This window comes from Escherichia sp. MOD1-EC5990 (assembly GCF_002965285.1).
GTDB lineage: Bacteria > Pseudomonadota > Gammaproteobacteria > Enterobacterales > Enterobacteriaceae > Escherichia > Escherichia coli_F.
Genome location: NZ_PTRV01000013.1, coordinates 45,916 through 61,068 on the forward strand (window position 1 = coordinate 45,916; position 15,153 = coordinate 61,068).

Below are 15,153 nucleotides of genomic sequence, written 5' to 3' on the forward strand. Positions count from 1 at the left end.
AAGGGAGCGATGAATTATCGCTCCCTTGTGTTATTACCATTCAGACATGGTTAGTGTTTCTTGTCATTCATCACAATATGGTGTGGTGAACGTGCACGCGGGTGCAGGAAGAAGTGACCTTTCGGTGCGTTCTGGCTGTTGATTGGTTCCAGAGATACGCCGGTATTCGCTTTGCCTTTACGATCATGAACAGCATAGAGAATAAAGGGCAGGGCAAGTACCACCAGGAAACTAACGACCAGTAATTCAACATACATATCGGTAGAGTCACCCTGGATGTTATCCGGCGGCAGGAAGGAAACAATAAACGCCATAATTGAAGTCAGCAGACCGACAATTGCCACGACCAGTTTCACCCCTTTACCACCAGGGATATTAAATGTGCGTTTTAAGTCAGGATGTTTAAGAACCAACACAATGTAGCCAATAAACAGCATGAAATAAGCACACAGATAAATCACCACCGTCAGCGCCAGGGCGATCAGGAAGGACATATTGTTACCGCCACCAGTATTGGTGAGGATGATCAACGCGATAGTAGTAATCACCAGCTGCGAAATAACCAGCGTTACCGGTACGCCATTTTTGTTCATTTTAGCGAACGCCGCTGGCAGCAGGTTTTTCTGCGCGGTGACATACATCCCGCGAGAAGGGCCAACAATCCAGGAAGCGATTTCCGCCAGAACACCCAGCAACAGCAGTGCGGAGATCACGCGAACCGTCCACTCAATTTCCGGTGCCACATGTGACATCAGAACGGTAAAGGTTTGCATTACCCCTGCTGAGAGGTTGATTTCATTACCCGGAATAACCATCGCAATAGACAAGCCGCCAACAGAGCTTAAGCAGATTGCCGCCACCATCAGCAGTAACATCGCCAGCGGATAATCGCGACCGGGGTTGCGCATTTCATTGACGTGGGTTGCGGAAGCTTCTACCCCCATATAACTCAAAATGAAGGCAACAAACACAACCAGGGTGCCGACTTTAGAGAAATCAGGGAAGAAGGTTTTCGCATCCATTTCGATAGCAACGGGAGCACCGGAGTGCAGATAAATAGCCGCTAATGCGATCAAAATAAATGCAGGTAACAGGATACCGGCGAAGAAGCCAACTTTAGCAATTCGCGCCGTGTATTTCGTGCCACCAAACTGTGTTAATGCCAGCGCCCAAAGAATGATGAGTGCTGCAATAGTTTTGGTAATGGGGTCTTCATTCAACGCTGGCCATTTCAAAATGTAGGAGAGTGCCCCTAACACGAAATAGAGCATTGGAATAAAACCGATGGCGATTTGCAGATAGCCAAATGAGATCGCTGCAAACCCCCATCTCGGCCCCAGAGTATTTGATACCCAGGCGAAGACACCACCTTCTTCCCAGCCGTCGACGGTGGCCATTTCCGCAGCACAAAGCCCCACGGGAATAAACCATAAAATCCCGCCTAAAAGCAGGAAGAAGACTAATGAAAAGCCCGATGTTGCGAAGGTAGGGTATTCATAAACAGCCATTACCATCGACGCCGTTATGGCAAAGAATCCGAGTAATGTGAGCTGTTTAGCTTTACCTGTCTGTACTGATGTAGCCATATTATCCCCCTAAAACGGTATTCCTGTCGGAACCGCACCTGTTTTGTTCTGAAGCACATTCAGAACAATATTTTCCGTTGCTAATGCCAGTGAACAGACTTTGGAAATTGTCCCGAAACGGATTCGTTTCGGGACACCGTTACCGTTAAACGTTATCAGGTATGTTTAAAGCTGTTCTGCTGGGCAATACCCTGCAGTTTCGGGTGATCGCTGAGATATTTCAGGGAGGCTTTGTAGTCTTCCAGCAACAGTTCAGCAAAGTCCATTTCGAAGCCGCGACGACACATAATGCGCATCACCACGATGTCGGTCGCTTCACCGCCGAGAGTGAAGGCCGGAACCTGCCAGCCGCGCAGGCGCAGACGTTCAGAGAGGTCGTAGAGGGTGTATCCCGGATCTTCACCATCTTTCAGTTTGAAGCAAACCGCCGGGATGCCTTCGTCCGGGCGACCGGTACAGATGAACTCATACGGCCCCAGTTTGGCGATTTCATCCGCCAGATAAGCGGCAACCTGGTAGGAAGCGTTCTGTACTTTGGTATAGCCTTCACGACCGAGGCGCAGGAATTCATAGTATTGTGCAATCACCTGACCCGCCGGGCGGGAGAAGTTGATGGCGAAAGTCCCAATCTGACCGCCGAGGTAGTCAACGTTGAACACCAGTTCCTGCGGCAGCGCTTCTTCATCACGCCAGATAACCCAGCCGCAGCCCAGCGGAGCCAGACCGAATTTATGGCCTGAAGCACTGATCGATTTCACACGCGGCAGGCGGAAGTCCCAGACGATATCCGGGGCGACGAACGGTGCCAGGAAGCCACCGCTGGCGGCGTCGATGTGCATGTCGATGTCGATACCGGTGTCGACCTGGAATTTATCCAGCGCATCGTGCAGCGGTTGCGGGAACTCATAGTTACCGGTGTAGGTCACGCCAAAAGTCGGCACCACGCCGATAGTGTTTTCGTCGCAGGCTTCAATCATGCGTTTCGGGTCCATAAACAACTGACCGGGGCGCATAGGGATTTCACGCAGCTCCACATCCCAGTAACGGGCGAATTTATGCCAGCAGATTTGTACCGGGCCGCACACCAGATTAGGTTTATCCGTTGGCTTGCCTGCGGCTTCCATACGCTTGCGCCAACGCCATTTCATCGCCATCCCGCCGAGCATACAGGCCTCGGAAGAGCCAATGGTGTTGGTGCCAACGGCCTGACCATTTTTCGGCGCAGGCGCATGCCACAAGTCAGCAACCATATTTACGCAACGCAGGTCGATAGCTGCAGATTGCGGATATTCTTCTTTGTCGATCCAGTTTTTGTTAATAGATAAATCCATCAACTTGTGAACATTTTCGTCGTCCCAGGTCTGGCAGAACGTTGCCAGATTCTGACGAGCGTTGCCATCAAGATATAACTCATCATTGATAATCTGGAATGCGACATCATCGCGCATTTCGTGCAGCGGAAATCGTTTTGATTCTGCAATAGTGGAAATAGACTTCGCACCAAAACGTGAATCGAGTAATTCCGACCTTAAATCCGTTACTTGCTTCTTATCCATTTTAAACTCCTTAAAATGATTGGATCGCATTAAAAAAGTAGGATTTATCGATAAAGTAAGCAAGTGCAAAGGACTTGTGTTTAAATAACAAAATCCTAATGTTATTTATCGTGAGATATTATGGGAAAAATATATTTACGTTAAAAAACAATAGTGTAGGGTGTAATGGGTTGTAGTGTGGTGTTGTATGTCATTATTTTGACGCGCTTTCTAACTCTGGTGAATTATCACATAAAAATTAGCCCTTAAAATATCATTATTAGTACTCGGTTGTTATTTTGAACGCATTCATAAAATTATTATATAAAATAACGTCTGTTGCTAAAACCCCCGCCAACGATATGTTGACGGGGGACGTCATTATTTTGGTAGTAATACTCCGGTAAAGGTATTCACCGGATGAGAAAGATATTGTTTAACCGTAGTGTTAACATTATCTACCGTCATTTGTTTCAATAATTGCTCCTGCGCAGTCCATGTGGCAGGATCGTCATATTGAATAAGACTATTTACAATGGTGTTCGCTAATTGTTGAACGCTACGCTGTTGGATATCGAGGCTGCGCTGAACGTTTTGCTGGTATTCGTTCAGTTCTTGCTTACTGATCCCTTTAGCCAGACGCTTAACCATCACTTCATTCGCTAACGCTAACAGTTCTTCATGCCGTTCTGGTTGACAAGTAAAAGCCAGCAAATGGGTGATATCTTTGGCCTGAGGATCAACCGAGAGGCGAGAAGAAACGCTGTATGCCCCAGATGCCTGTTCACGAATATTAATGCGCAGATCTTTAGCCAGGGCAACGTTAAAGGCATCCAGCGCCATACGTGTCGCCAGATTAATAGGTGTCCGGGAATCATAACGATTCCACAGTGAAACCTGTGCCACAGGTTCATTTTGTTCTTCTACAGTAATCGATGCGTTGTCCGTCGCGCGAGTTAATGGTTTACCTGCGGCTAATGGCGAATCAGAGTGTTTTATTGATCCTAAGTAACGCGTAATTAACGGCAGAAGTTTGTCTTCTGCGACATTACCGACAACGACAAACGTGATATCCGCTGGAGATGAAAATAACTGGCGATCGGCTGCCAGCGCGTCTGCGGCAGTAAATTGTGCAATCTGTTTTTCTTGCAGTAATTTCGTACGATCATCAGCATAGCGCTTCTCATACATCTGCTGGGCGAATTTCTCTGCTGGACGTTGGTCTAGCGTTTTCAACGCCTGAATTTGAGCATTTTGTAGCGATGCCCAAATATTGTCATTAATCGTGCTGTGAGTGATTCGCTGGTTAATCAACTGGAAACCAGGTTCAGGATTATTAGCCCGCGCGCTCACGGAGAGCAACGTATTCAGCCCACTGACTTTGCTGCTCATGGTTACCGAGTTTTCCGCACTCCAGCGTTTCAGGCTGGAAGAGGAGAGATCACCAACGCCGCTGCCACTCACCGCTTTATTTGCCAGCGCGATAAGTGATTTTTGCTGCGCAGGGAAACTTAAATCACCTTTATTAGATACGGCAATAATTTGTAGCTTTTGCTCTTCACCCGCTGATTTTGCCAGAATAACCCTGGCACCATTAGAAAGTGTTAATGATGTCAGATTCTCAGCCAGTGTTTCTTTACTGCTAATTTCCGCCTGTGGGTCAGCGTCTACTGTTAACGATAAATTTCTGCCAGGGAAGATGTAAGCTGCCAGCTTTTTGTTGGCGTACTCTTTTTCCAGCGCCAGGATAGCCGCAGGAGATAATGCTTTGTTGGCTGCAACCTCGTTATTCACCATTTGCTCCCAAAATGCGTCCTGGTTCTTTCTTAGCTGCTGCCATTTTTCCGCCAGACTTTGCACGGTAATTTGCTGCCACAGACGTTTCGAAAGTTGATATGTCTCTTCCGGCGACAAGAACGGCGTATTATTTAATGAGCTGGATGCCAGGCGACTGGTCAGCATACGTAAATCACGTTCAGCTTGCTGATCAACCGCATTTTTCAGCCAGGTGAGACGGGTAGATTTGACATCATCGAGTTCTTCAGCAGAAAAACCATGCTGATCAATAGTTGCCAACTCTGCCATTAATGCATTCGCAGCATCCTGCATATTATCGTCTCGTGCATTTACACGGAAAAACAGCGACTGATAATCGGGTGCAATTCTAACGCTGCGCGCAGTGCCGCCAGAAATAGTCTTCAACTCGCCCGACTGTATGCGTTCCTGCAGACGCTGATTGAACAGCTGAACCAACATGCTCCATTCAGCTTGTTCGATAAAGCTTTGCTCATCGCTCACTTGCACCATTGGCAGGCGATAATAGAGTGCGATGCCGTTCACCCGGTTTTCTTTATCATTAATGATATTAAAGCGCAGGTGGTTTTCGGCTTTTGTCGGCCAGACGCGATTTTCAGCTGCTTTGTTAGCCGGAAGCTTACTTAAATTATCCTTAATCAGCGCCAGCGCTTCTTTACTGTCAATATCGCCGACCACGATAAAGGTCATATTATTTGGTTGATACCAGCGTTGATAAAATTGGCGCAATTGTGCCGGTGTGACCGTGGCGACAGTATCCATCAGGCCGATAGGTTCACGCTCTAAATTACGGGTATTTGCCAGCAGGAAAGGGCGGCGCGCCTGAGAGGTGCGCCATTTCGCATCCTGATGGGCACGCCATTCCTCAGTAATTACGCCACGTTCAGCGTCTACTTCGAGTTTTTCAAAGGTTGCGGCATTACTCCATTCACTGAAGATTGCCATCACTTGTTGCAGATTTTGTTTCTGCGTAGTCGGCAAACTCACCTGATACACCGTTTCGTCATAGCTGGTATAGGCATTAACATCGCGACCAAAACGCAGGCCCATTGACTCAAATGTTTCGATGACTTTATTACCCGGCCATGTTTTTGTGCCGTTAAACATCATATGTTCTACAAAATGAGCCACGCCGCGCTCATTGTCTTCTTCCTGCAATGAACCGGTATGAATTTGCAGCCATAAATTTACCTGATCCTTAGGTTGAGCATGCGGATAAATCATATATCGCAAGCCATTGTCCAGTTGCCCGGTAATTAACTTTTCATCCTGCGGTAAGGCGGCGGCAATCAGTCGCCCGGGGAGCAACAGAGTTGCCATTAACGTCAGTAAGAAACAGAGGTTTCTCATAATTATCTCCATGCGAAAACCGGGCGAATTTACCCGGTTAAGTAAAATCCGAACTATTAAAATTTCATGCTGACATCAAGCCAGAAAGTACGGCCACTGGCGTAGGTCGCCACGCCGGTATTCGTTGTATCAACAGCGGTTTTGCTATCCAGTACATTGAGAATATCGGCACTGATCGTCAGGTTTTGTTGTTTCAGAAATTGTGGCGTCCAGGACAAGCGGGTGTCCCAGGTCAGGCTGCTATCCAGTTTTTCGTCAACATACTGCTTGTAATCTGAATATTCGCTGATGTATTGCGCATTCGTCTTACCCAGGATAATGCGAGCTTTACGCGCTTCTTGCCAGGCCAGCGTATTCGCCCACACCAACCCGCTCGGTTGATGCGTGAAATCCATGTTTAAGGAGATCTTTAGTGGATTATTAAAATCCGCCACTGGAACGCTATCGTAAGAGACCAGATTACCGTTATAAACCACCCGGTTATCACCGGTATTGCTCTCCTCATAACCATTGTTTAACGACAAGTTGCCCTTGCTCTTGATATAGCTAAAGACAATTTGCGGGTTAATATCTACCTGGCTGATATGCAGGGGTTCGGCCAGTTCAAAACTGAGGTTGAACGAATGCGTTTTGGTTTTACCGTCGTTGTTATATTCAGTAATGGTGGTTTTAGTCGCGCTGTCGGTACGACTGCTTTTGCTGATTTGATCATGCGCTTCACGGTAAACATAGTTTGCGCGCGCAATAACGTTCTTACCGATTTTTTGCTGCAATCCCATTGCCAGTTCATCGTTATAAGGCGTTTTCAAATCCTGATAGCGCGTCAGGGTTTTATTGCCTGATACCGATTCCGTCCAGCTATTGCGGATATCACGTAATCCCATATCAAGAATATTCCCGCCATAGTAACGGTTATAACCTGCGGTAATCATTGAGGTTTGATCAGCAAAAATATCCCATTCCGTCATAAAGCGCGGGGAGATATTGTGGTTTGACAGATAGTTATCATAGTCATACCGCACGCCGGGCATTAACGACACATTACGCCAGTTAATGCGATCCGCCATATACAGCGTGTAATTGTCTATTCCCAGGCTGCCTTTACCTTTATAGTAAATGGTATGGTTAGTTTTCTTTCCGGCAGCATTAATCACATAGGATTCAGACTGGTTATGGCGTTCAGTCCATGCATCGGAATAGATGTATTCCGCGCCGAAGTAGGGTTGATGCGAAACATTACCCACGGCGAATTTTTGCCAGTCAAGGCGTGTTTTGAAGGTGTAATTATCTACAGCCTGGGAAATGTGTCCTAATCCGCCACGGGTGCAACGCCCTGAAATATCACCATATGTACATGAAAGTTCGGTGAACCAGATGTCATGGTCGTGACGGGTATAATCACTAATATGATCCCAACCAACCGTGGTACGCAGTTTGGCCCACGCGAACTGCGTATCCATATCCCATGCCAGACCATAGGATTTATTACCCATTTCGCGATCAGACTCCGGGAAGGTGCTGGTATTATAATCACGACTGGAGCCGGTATATTTTAAGGTTAAGTCGTGGGTAAAACGATCGCTGGCAAACCACGTAAATTTGCTCAATGCAGTATCGATAACGTTTTTATACTGTGCCCGACCAGCGACAATACCGTCATTCGAAACATAATCCGCGCGGGTAATATCAGACTGGCGACGGGATAAACCGGCGGTAACGCCAAAGTTATCGGCGAGATCCTGATTAAACGCCAAAGTATAAAAGTTCTTTTTAAAATCTGGAGAGTAATAAGTACTTCCTGAAGAACCTTGATTAAATGCGCTTTTGTTATTCTCATCGAGATGCGATGTTAACCAGTCCGACCGCGTAGTACGATAACCCAGTTTCACGCTACTATCATCAGCATTGAAACGTTTGATCTTTGCGTCAATTACCCCGCCATTGAAGCGGCCAAATTCAACCGGCACAAAACTGTCATAAAGTGTCACATTGTCCAGTAAGCTGACATCCAGATAATACCCCTGTGACATCCCGCTAATATTGGTTGCACTACTGGCATCGGACTCATTCGCCGGGTTCAAGTTGTTAGTTGCACTTATACCGTCAATCAGATAGGCATTCTGATAGGGCGATGCACCGTGAATAGAGATTTTCTCCGGGCGAATATCTCCCAGGTTCAACGAAGTACTTTGCGTTGTATCCATGCGCACCGCGGGGTTGGTTTTCAGTAGATCGCTGATATTGCCATTCCCGGTCGGTAGGCGCTCTATACTTTCACTGGTGTAATGCGTGTTCCCGTTTACAGGCACAGGGACAGGCGCATGGACCGTCATCTCTTCAAAAACAGGCATGTACTTATTTTTGTCATCGACAGCCTGCGCCACATCAGCGCCACATAAAATGACGCCAGGAATAAGAACTCGCTTCATTTATTTTTATCTCCGTACAGCAGGGCTTTTATTGTTTTTATAAAACCGCGCTAATGTCGCAAATATCATCAGCCAGGCTCCAGACACCAGGTTGATGTGTGACCATAATGACGCCGCTTGAGGGGAGTTGTTCTCGCACTAAACGCAGTAAGCGGATAGCCTCTTGTTCCTCAAGATGAGAGGTAGTTTCGTCAAGAAATATCCATTTCGGACGTCGTAAAATTAATCGAGCCAGGGCGATACGTTGTTTTTCGCCGCTGGAAAGAATATCTCCCCAGCGATCGTGATCATGAATACGCGCAGCCAATTTCCCCAGACCAACCTGATGCAGTACTTCGCTCAACGATTTATCGTCTACGGACAGGGGAAGTGCTTTACAAATAATCTCTTTCAGTAAGCCGGTTTTGATTAACGGTGTTTGTGACACATACCAACTGTCAGCAGGAGAAGAAATATCACCTTTAAACCACGGCCAGCAGTGGGATAATGTTTTAAGCAGTGTGGTTTTTCCCGCACCAGAGTAACCTTTCAGCAATAGCCATTTGCCTGGCGAAACATGAAAGTTCAGGTTCTCTAATATGATCTTATTATCAGGAGTACGAATACTCGCGTCAGCCACTTGTACCGCATGTTGGCAATTTTTAGGCTTATTCGTAGGGCGCTGTTCGGTGAGTTGATGGAACTCATACAAGCGATCGATAACCGCAGCCAGTTCAGCAAGTTCATCATATTTATAAATAAACCAGCTTAAATTGTTCGATACCAGCATAAATGCCTGGCGTGATTTCATCAGTCCGCCCAGATTGATCTGTCCGCTAATAAACTGCGGCAATAACAGAAAGTAGGGAAGAACGCTAAGCGAGCGCGAATAAATATTCTGCCAGTAATCAAGCCACCGCTGACGATTCATTAAACGATGCCAGTTCTCTTTAATGGTATGAAAATTTTCGCTCAACTCCTGGCGTTGTAGAGACTCAGCATTGCTTAGCGCAATCAGTTCTGCCTGCTTATTATGCTGCACAAGATTAGTTCGAAATGTCGCTTCGCTACGTTGTTTTTCCACATTAAGTGGACGAATACGTTTACCAACCTTATGGGTAAATAAAGTTCCACCGATCACAATGAGCACGACGGTATAGACCATATACCCCTGGATACTCCATTCAGTTTCACCAACAGTGAATGAGAGCGTACCCGCGCTTTGCCAAAGAATAACGGTAAAGGTGATCAGCATGCTCAGTGACTGGATGAAACCAAATGAAAGGCTGAGCGTTTTGCTGATCAGTAAGAGAATGTCTTCAGCGATACGTTGGTCAGGGTTATCTGTATTTTTATGCTCGCCGTAGATCTGCGTGAAGTAGTAGTTTTTATCTGCAAACCAGCGATTAAGGTAGTAATCCGTTAACCATTCGCGCCAGCGAATAGTCAGTAGTTTAATTAGCCACGTTTTGTTTACGGATATTAATACAAAGATCCCCAGCAGGGCAGGGAACCAAAGGATAAGCTGCCAAAGCTTATCAGTTTCTTTCTGGCTTAGCGCATTGAAAAAATCATTATTCCAGTCGTTTAACCAGACCTGAATTTTAACCACGCCAAGGATCATGGCGAGGATAATAATGATTAACAACACTGAAGTTTTATTATTCTTACGCAGCCAAAAGGGCTTCAGCAGACAGAGATACTTTGCTATCAACATACAAAACGTAATGGGAATGGTTATCATTAGCGGAAATTGATTGTGCCATCCAATGATTATCTATGGCAATGATTTACTGATGAAATTTATTTAAGTATCATTTAACAATATGAAATATAAAGAAATATTTCATTTTCAGTGGTTATGGTTATGCTATTGATAATCAAGAGTATTGCTAATGCCCTGACGCATACCTCGTAAGCCAGGATTTTCGCAAAGGAAGATGATGAAGACGAAACACCCGACAGGTATTTATGTCGGGTGCCTTGTTAAGGTCATAAGAAGGAGGCTAAGACTGAAGCTAATAGAGTGCGTTATTTATTATTCTCCATTTGTTTTGCAACATCCATAATGTGGTAAAGCGGAACTCTGTTCTTAGCTAACTCCACCATGGCGTTCATATAAGGCACCATGGTTGAAAAAAGGATTTTATAACCTTCGCAAAAATAGGATACAGTTTCATTGTTTACTTTAGTAATACGATGTTTAGGGCAACCACCATTGCAGATAGGTTTATATACACATTGCTGACATTTCGCTGAAATCCGTTTTTTTTGCGCTGTCAGTTGTACACTGTTCATCGTTTTGAGTTCCGATTTATTAATGTTTCCGATTTTGTACTGTGGATAGACAAAATGGTCGCATTCGTAAATGTCTCCATTACTTTCAACAACCAGATTATCCTTGCAGGACTCCTGGAAAATACAACTGGTATGCCCATTCCCCAAAAAACGGCTGACAAAGCTTTCAAACTGACGGATGAAAATTTCACCCACATCGTTTTTAACCCATTGCATAAAAATGGTTGACATAAACTTGCCATAAGCCGTAGGAGGCACAGAAAAATCAATGATACGGAATGTGTTCTCACTATGACCACTGAAATCAATATTCGGCGTCCCGGTTTCGAGCAATTCGATAAATTGCATATGTTTACTGCCGATAGATTTTAAAAAATGATAAACCTCAAGAGGGTAATGGACATTAACGTTATTAATGACGGTTAACGTATTAAACTCTACTTGATATGATTTCAGACGCTCGATGGCTGCTATCACTTTTGCAAAAGTTCCGTTACCCGAATTACTGCGTCTGTAACGGTCATGTAATTCTTGGGGGCCATCGATCGAGATACCAACCAGAAACTCATGTTCTTTGAGAAAGGCACACCATTCATTATTCAGTAAAATGCCATTCGTTTGTAATGCATTAAAAATACGTTTTGGGCCTGCATAGCGTTGTTGATAGTGAATAACTTTACGGAAAAAATCCAGACCAGCCAGAGTGGGTTCACCGCCTTGCCAGGTAAAATAGACCTGATTGCCAGACGCTGCGATATATTGTTTGATGAATTCTTTAAGAGTGCTGTCATCCATCCATTTTTCATGAGTAAACTGCGACTCTTTTTCAAGGTAAAAACAGTAATCACATTTGAGATTACATTGAAAACTGGAGGGCTTGGCTGTAACGTGCATCGCTATCTCGCTCAATAAGGCGGCGGAAAAATCCGCCGCATGAAGGTTTAGTTATTTCGCTTCGCTTAGTGCTTTCTTGATATTGTTAAACTTCTCCTGATTTACCTCGCTAAGCGGTGGCTGGCTGTTGTCGATAAACTCTCTTACCACGCCTTGCATCTCTTTAACGACCTGCGGATTGGCGGCGGCAAGGTTATCTTTTTGCTGTAGATCCGTCAGTTTGTATAGACCTAACTGATTATTTTCTACTGTATAGACAAGCGAATAATCGTTATTTCTCACCGTATAAGAGAATTGGCTTAAGTCCTCGGTGTTGGGGTTATGCGGGTAATCGTCTGACTGATGGCGGACAAATTTGTGGTAATTATCCCAGAATGGAATATTTTCCTCATCAAACCAGTGAGAATAAGATGTTATCCATGTCAGATTTTTATGTGGCTCACCTTGTTTCTTATCTTGCAACCAGGGCAGCAATGAAACACCATCCAATTTTAGCTCTTTTGGAATGCTGATATCGGCTGCATCAAGAGCTGTCGGGTAGAAATCCATTGCGGAAATCAGCTTGTCATAATTACCGGGCTGAAGTTTTCCTTTCCACCACATAAACATTGGTGTATGGGTACCGCCAGGATAAGTCTGGCTCTTATAGCCTTTTTGCGCTCCGTTCAGCGGCAGAGGACCATCGATAACTGCACCATTGTCGGAGGTAAATAGAATTATTGTATTGTCATACTGTCCGTTTTTCTTTAGTTGTTCAAGAATGCGTTTTACGCCCTGATCAACAGAATAAACGGAAGCGTAGTAGTTATCTGCTGTTTGGCTACCGGTATTAAATTGCTTCTGATATTGCTCTGGTGCAGGGTTGTCGTTTGGCAGGTGCGGAGCATTATAAGCCAGGTAAAGCATAAAAGGCTGATCAAGTGTTTTAGCACGATCAACAACGCCAATTGCCTCATCGGTTAACTGATCGCTGATATAACCTTTTGCGGGGACGCGCTCACGATTTTTGAACAGAGAAGGGGAGTTATAATATGCCGTTCCTGCAGCGTGGAATCCCATAAAGTAATCAAAACCACGGTTTTGAGGTTGCCATTCTTCCGCAGAAAATGTGGTGAAGTTGTCATGATAGTCACGCGTTTGTTTATCTTCTGGTACTGGCACATTACTGATTTTTGACAAGTGCCATTTACCTACTGCTGCAGTGTAATAACCATGATTCTGGAATAATTCAGGCAAGAAAGTTTCTGTCAGCGGAATACCATCCTGAGCATCAGTATTGGAGTACACACCAAAACGAGCGGGCGCTCGACCGGTCATTATTGCGGCGCGGGAGGGACCGGAAACCCCGTGCGCCACATAGCCGTTAGTAAAACGTACACCTTCATCCATTAACGAAAGGAGTGTTGGCGTTGATTTTTGTGCAGCTTCAATGGCTTTATCTATCCCTATTTTGTAGGTATCGACAACTTCACGATTTTCCATTGTTTTTGGGTCAAAAGAACCCTTATCAAAAGGAAGTTGTCCATAACCCAGATCATCCATGGTCAGTACGATGATATTTGGCTTTCCTTTAGTGCTGTATTCAGTCGGCGTAAAGTCTGAGAAAGCAACGTTTGTTTTAGTTGCTTTCAGCTTTACATCATCTGCCGCATGAGCGGTAAATGCAGCCATACCAGATGCCAGTATCAAAGATATCGAGGTACTTACGACACTTTTCTTCAATGCAGACTTCATAAATGTTCCTCTTCTTATTGTACTTAATTCCAAAGTAATTTTACGAAGAGAAATAAGATGATGTAAGTGAAGTGAGTCACATAAAGAGATAGCAGATCTGGCTAAAAAAAGAGAAACAACAGTCTAAAAAGCGTTGACATTGCTTTCTGTTGAGCTAAGTAATTTTTCAATGATAAATATCTAACTAATTGATATTTAGTGTATTTATGTGTTTTGATGGCAATTTATTGCATTGGGATCATAAATAAACATGAAACAGATTATTTAGATGCATAAATATGTGATGTATATCACCAATTCTCATCATAAAATACAATTCGTAATGACACATTGGGGCAGGTAATAGCTGCCCCTTTAATTCTTACTTAGCGTGTGGTTGACTATTCGTGAGCGAATAATCAATTAGCCAAAGCATTCATCGTGTTGGCCGTGTTCATATTCGTGTGCCTTTGACAACGGTACTCCTTTGAAACTCTCTTTGGACTGTTGCCGAAATGTTTGCGGAAAGCATAAATAAAATAAGATGTACTGGCATAACCACATTTTTCGGCAATTTTATTGACTGAACCTTCTACGCGTATCAAATTTTTTGCGTGTTGCATTCTGGCATCTAAAAGAATTTGTGAGAATGTCGTTTGCTCTTGCTTTAGTTTTTTCTTCAGCAGGCTTTCACTAATATACAGGCAATCACAAATATCTTTTAGTTTCCATGGGTGTGCCAGCTTCATATTGACAATGTTTCTCACTTTCCCTGATACGGATAGCACACCGTTAGTTAATAATGTAATGAAACCTTTGCATGCAGCAAAAATAGACAGGCAAGAAAAAAGCAAAAGTTCAGAAAAATTCTGATGATTGCGTTCTTCAGAGTTGAGATAAGCAATCATTTCATTAAGTAATCCAGTTGGTACATTTGAAGCACGTAAAAACTTCGCAGGAACAGGCATAGTCACTGTCTGAATATTAGTGCATTGTAGATATTTTTTAATGGTGTTTTCATTAAATCCAATTTCTTTGAAATGCCGCTCATAAGGTTCAAAATGCGTACGAACAGCGTTATCTACCATCAGGATTTCACCATCAGAGAAGGCGTAATCTTTATCTAAAATGTTAGCGTTGAAGGCATGATGAATAAATATAACAGAACAAACGAGCGACATTTTATCTCCTTAAAACAATAAAGTTTTTATCGATACTTTTTTAACATTTCATATTTATAATTTGCTGTTTATTTTCAGTCTTGCAAACTATTGATAATGAAATGTGTAAGATCTCTTGCAATGCGACCCATTTCTGAAATACCCAGCTGATCAATTGCCGAAAAAATGGCTATCAACGTAAGTGTCAGTAATAAGACAACCACAATTACAGACATGATTTCTTTATAGTTGTCTCTTTGCGTGATTTTGTTTTTCACTGTGGTCGCATGCATTTCAAATATGTTTATTTAGCGGATAACGTTAAAAATCGTTAATCAGTATGCTTAATATAACAGGCTGGAAAAAAGAGGAAATAGGACTGGTGCTTCAGTAC

Annotated in this window: 10 protein-coding genes; 1 reads left to right on the forward strand and 9 read right to left on the reverse strand. The window is 44.1% G+C overall.

The window, feature by feature from the left end; genetic code table 11:
• Window positions 1-50 precede the first annotated feature (50 nt).
• From gadC to BEB42_RS16055, 5 genes are all read right to left on the reverse strand, one after another.
• Window positions 51-1,586 (reverse strand): acid resistance gamma-aminobutyrate antiporter GadC, encoded by a 1,536-nt coding sequence (gadC, locus tag BEB42_RS16035; RefSeq protein WP_000246006.1) that lies wholly within the window; start codon window positions 1,584-1,586, stop codon window positions 51-53.
• Window positions 1,587-1,741: 155 nt separating this feature from the next.
• Window positions 1,742-3,142 carry a glutamate decarboxylase gene (locus BEB42_RS16040; protein WP_000358938.1) on the reverse strand — a complete coding sequence of 467 codons (1,401 nt, stop codon included), beginning with the start codon at window positions 3,140-3,142 and terminating at the stop codon, window positions 1,742-1,744.
• Between the two features lie 360 nt (window positions 3,143-3,502).
• Complete coding sequence (locus BEB42_RS16045) at window positions 3,503-6,286, reverse strand: M16 family metallopeptidase (RefSeq protein WP_172954548.1); 2,784 nt, start codon at window positions 6,284-6,286, stop codon at window positions 3,503-3,505.
• A 56-nt stretch (window positions 6,287-6,342) separates the two neighbouring features.
• Window positions 6,343-8,715, reverse strand: coding sequence for a TonB-dependent receptor plug domain-containing protein (locus BEB42_RS16050; protein ID WP_000832404.1), 2,373 nt, complete (start codon window positions 8,713-8,715; stop codon window positions 6,343-6,345).
• A 37-nt stretch (window positions 8,716-8,752) separates the two neighbouring features.
• Entirely contained in the window at window positions 8,753-10,438 is a 1,686-nt protein-coding gene (locus tag BEB42_RS16055) for an ABC transporter ATP-binding protein/permease (RefSeq protein ID WP_000628528.1), read from the reverse strand.
• Window positions 10,439-10,637: 199 nt separating this feature from the next.
• Here BEB42_RS16055 and BEB42_RS26285 point away from each other — a divergent pair, with 199 nt between their 5' ends.
• Complete coding sequence (locus tag BEB42_RS26285; protein WP_123058312.1) at window positions 10,638-10,763, forward strand: hypothetical protein; 126 nt, start codon at window positions 10,638-10,640, stop codon at window positions 10,761-10,763.
• On the opposite strand, the gene BEB42_RS16060 is transcribed toward BEB42_RS26285, so the two are convergent.
• The 4 genes from BEB42_RS16060 to safA form a co-directional block, all read right to left on the reverse strand.
• The gene (locus BEB42_RS16060; protein ID WP_010360803.1) at window positions 10,726-11,886 is read right to left on the reverse strand and encodes an anaerobic sulfatase maturase; all 1,161 of its coding nucleotides are present in this window, start codon (window positions 11,884-11,886) and stop codon (window positions 10,726-10,728) included. The two genes, BEB42_RS26285 and BEB42_RS16060, sit on opposite strands and share 38 nt — an antisense overlap.
• 51 nt (window positions 11,887-11,937) lie before the next feature.
• Window positions 11,938-13,620 (reverse strand): sulfatase-like hydrolase/transferase, encoded by a 1,683-nt coding sequence (locus BEB42_RS16065; protein ID WP_001353200.1) that lies wholly within the window; start codon window positions 13,618-13,620, stop codon window positions 11,938-11,940.
• A gap of 398 nt (window positions 13,621-14,018) precedes the next feature.
• Complete coding sequence (gene ydeO, locus BEB42_RS16070; RefSeq protein ID WP_000060466.1) at window positions 14,019-14,780, reverse strand: acid stress response transcriptional regulator YdeO; 762 nt, start codon at window positions 14,778-14,780, stop codon at window positions 14,019-14,021.
• Window positions 14,781-14,854: 74 nt separating this feature from the next.
• Window positions 14,855-15,052, reverse strand: a complete 198-nt coding sequence (gene safA, locus BEB42_RS16075; protein ID WP_000543389.1) for a two-component system connector SafA — start codon at window positions 15,050-15,052, stop codon at window positions 14,855-14,857.
• Between the last annotated feature and the right edge of the window lie 101 nt (window positions 15,053-15,153).

What these genes read in the sequence shown, in the direction of transcription:
- gadC (WP_000246006.1), bottom strand. Translation starts at nt 1,586, where the DNA reads ATGGCTACATCAGTACAGACAGGTAAAGCTAAACAGCTCACATTACTC.
- BEB42_RS16040 (WP_000358938.1), bottom strand. Translation starts at nt 3,142, where the DNA reads ATGGATAAGAAGCAAGTAACGGATTTAAGGTCGGAATTACTCGATTCA.
- BEB42_RS16045 (WP_172954548.1), bottom strand. Translation starts at nt 6,286, where the DNA reads ATGAGAAACCTCTGTTTCTTACTGACGTTAATGGCAACTCTGTTGCTC.
- BEB42_RS16050 (WP_000832404.1), bottom strand. Translation starts at nt 8,715, where the DNA reads ATGAAGCGAGTTCTTATTCCTGGCGTCATTTTATGTGGCGCTGATGTG.
- BEB42_RS16055 (WP_000628528.1), bottom strand. Translation starts at nt 10,438, where the DNA reads ATGATAACCATTCCCATTACGTTTTGTATGTTGATAGCAAAGTATCTC.
- BEB42_RS26285 (WP_123058312.1), top strand. Translation starts at nt 10,638, where the DNA reads ATGAAGACGAAACACCCGACAGGTATTTATGTCGGGTGCCTTGTTAAG.
- BEB42_RS16060 (WP_010360803.1), bottom strand. Translation starts at nt 11,886, where the DNA reads ATGCACGTTACAGCCAAGCCCTCCAGTTTTCAATGTAATCTCAAATGT.
- BEB42_RS16065 (WP_001353200.1), bottom strand. Translation starts at nt 13,620, where the DNA reads ATGAAGTCTGCATTGAAGAAAAGTGTCGTAAGTACCTCGATATCTTTG.
- ydeO (WP_000060466.1), bottom strand. Translation starts at nt 14,780, where the DNA reads ATGTCGCTCGTTTGTTCTGTTATATTTATTCATCATGCCTTCAACGCT.
- safA (WP_000543389.1), bottom strand. Translation starts at nt 15,052, where the DNA reads ATGCATGCGACCACAGTGAAAAACAAAATCACGCAAAGAGACAACTAT.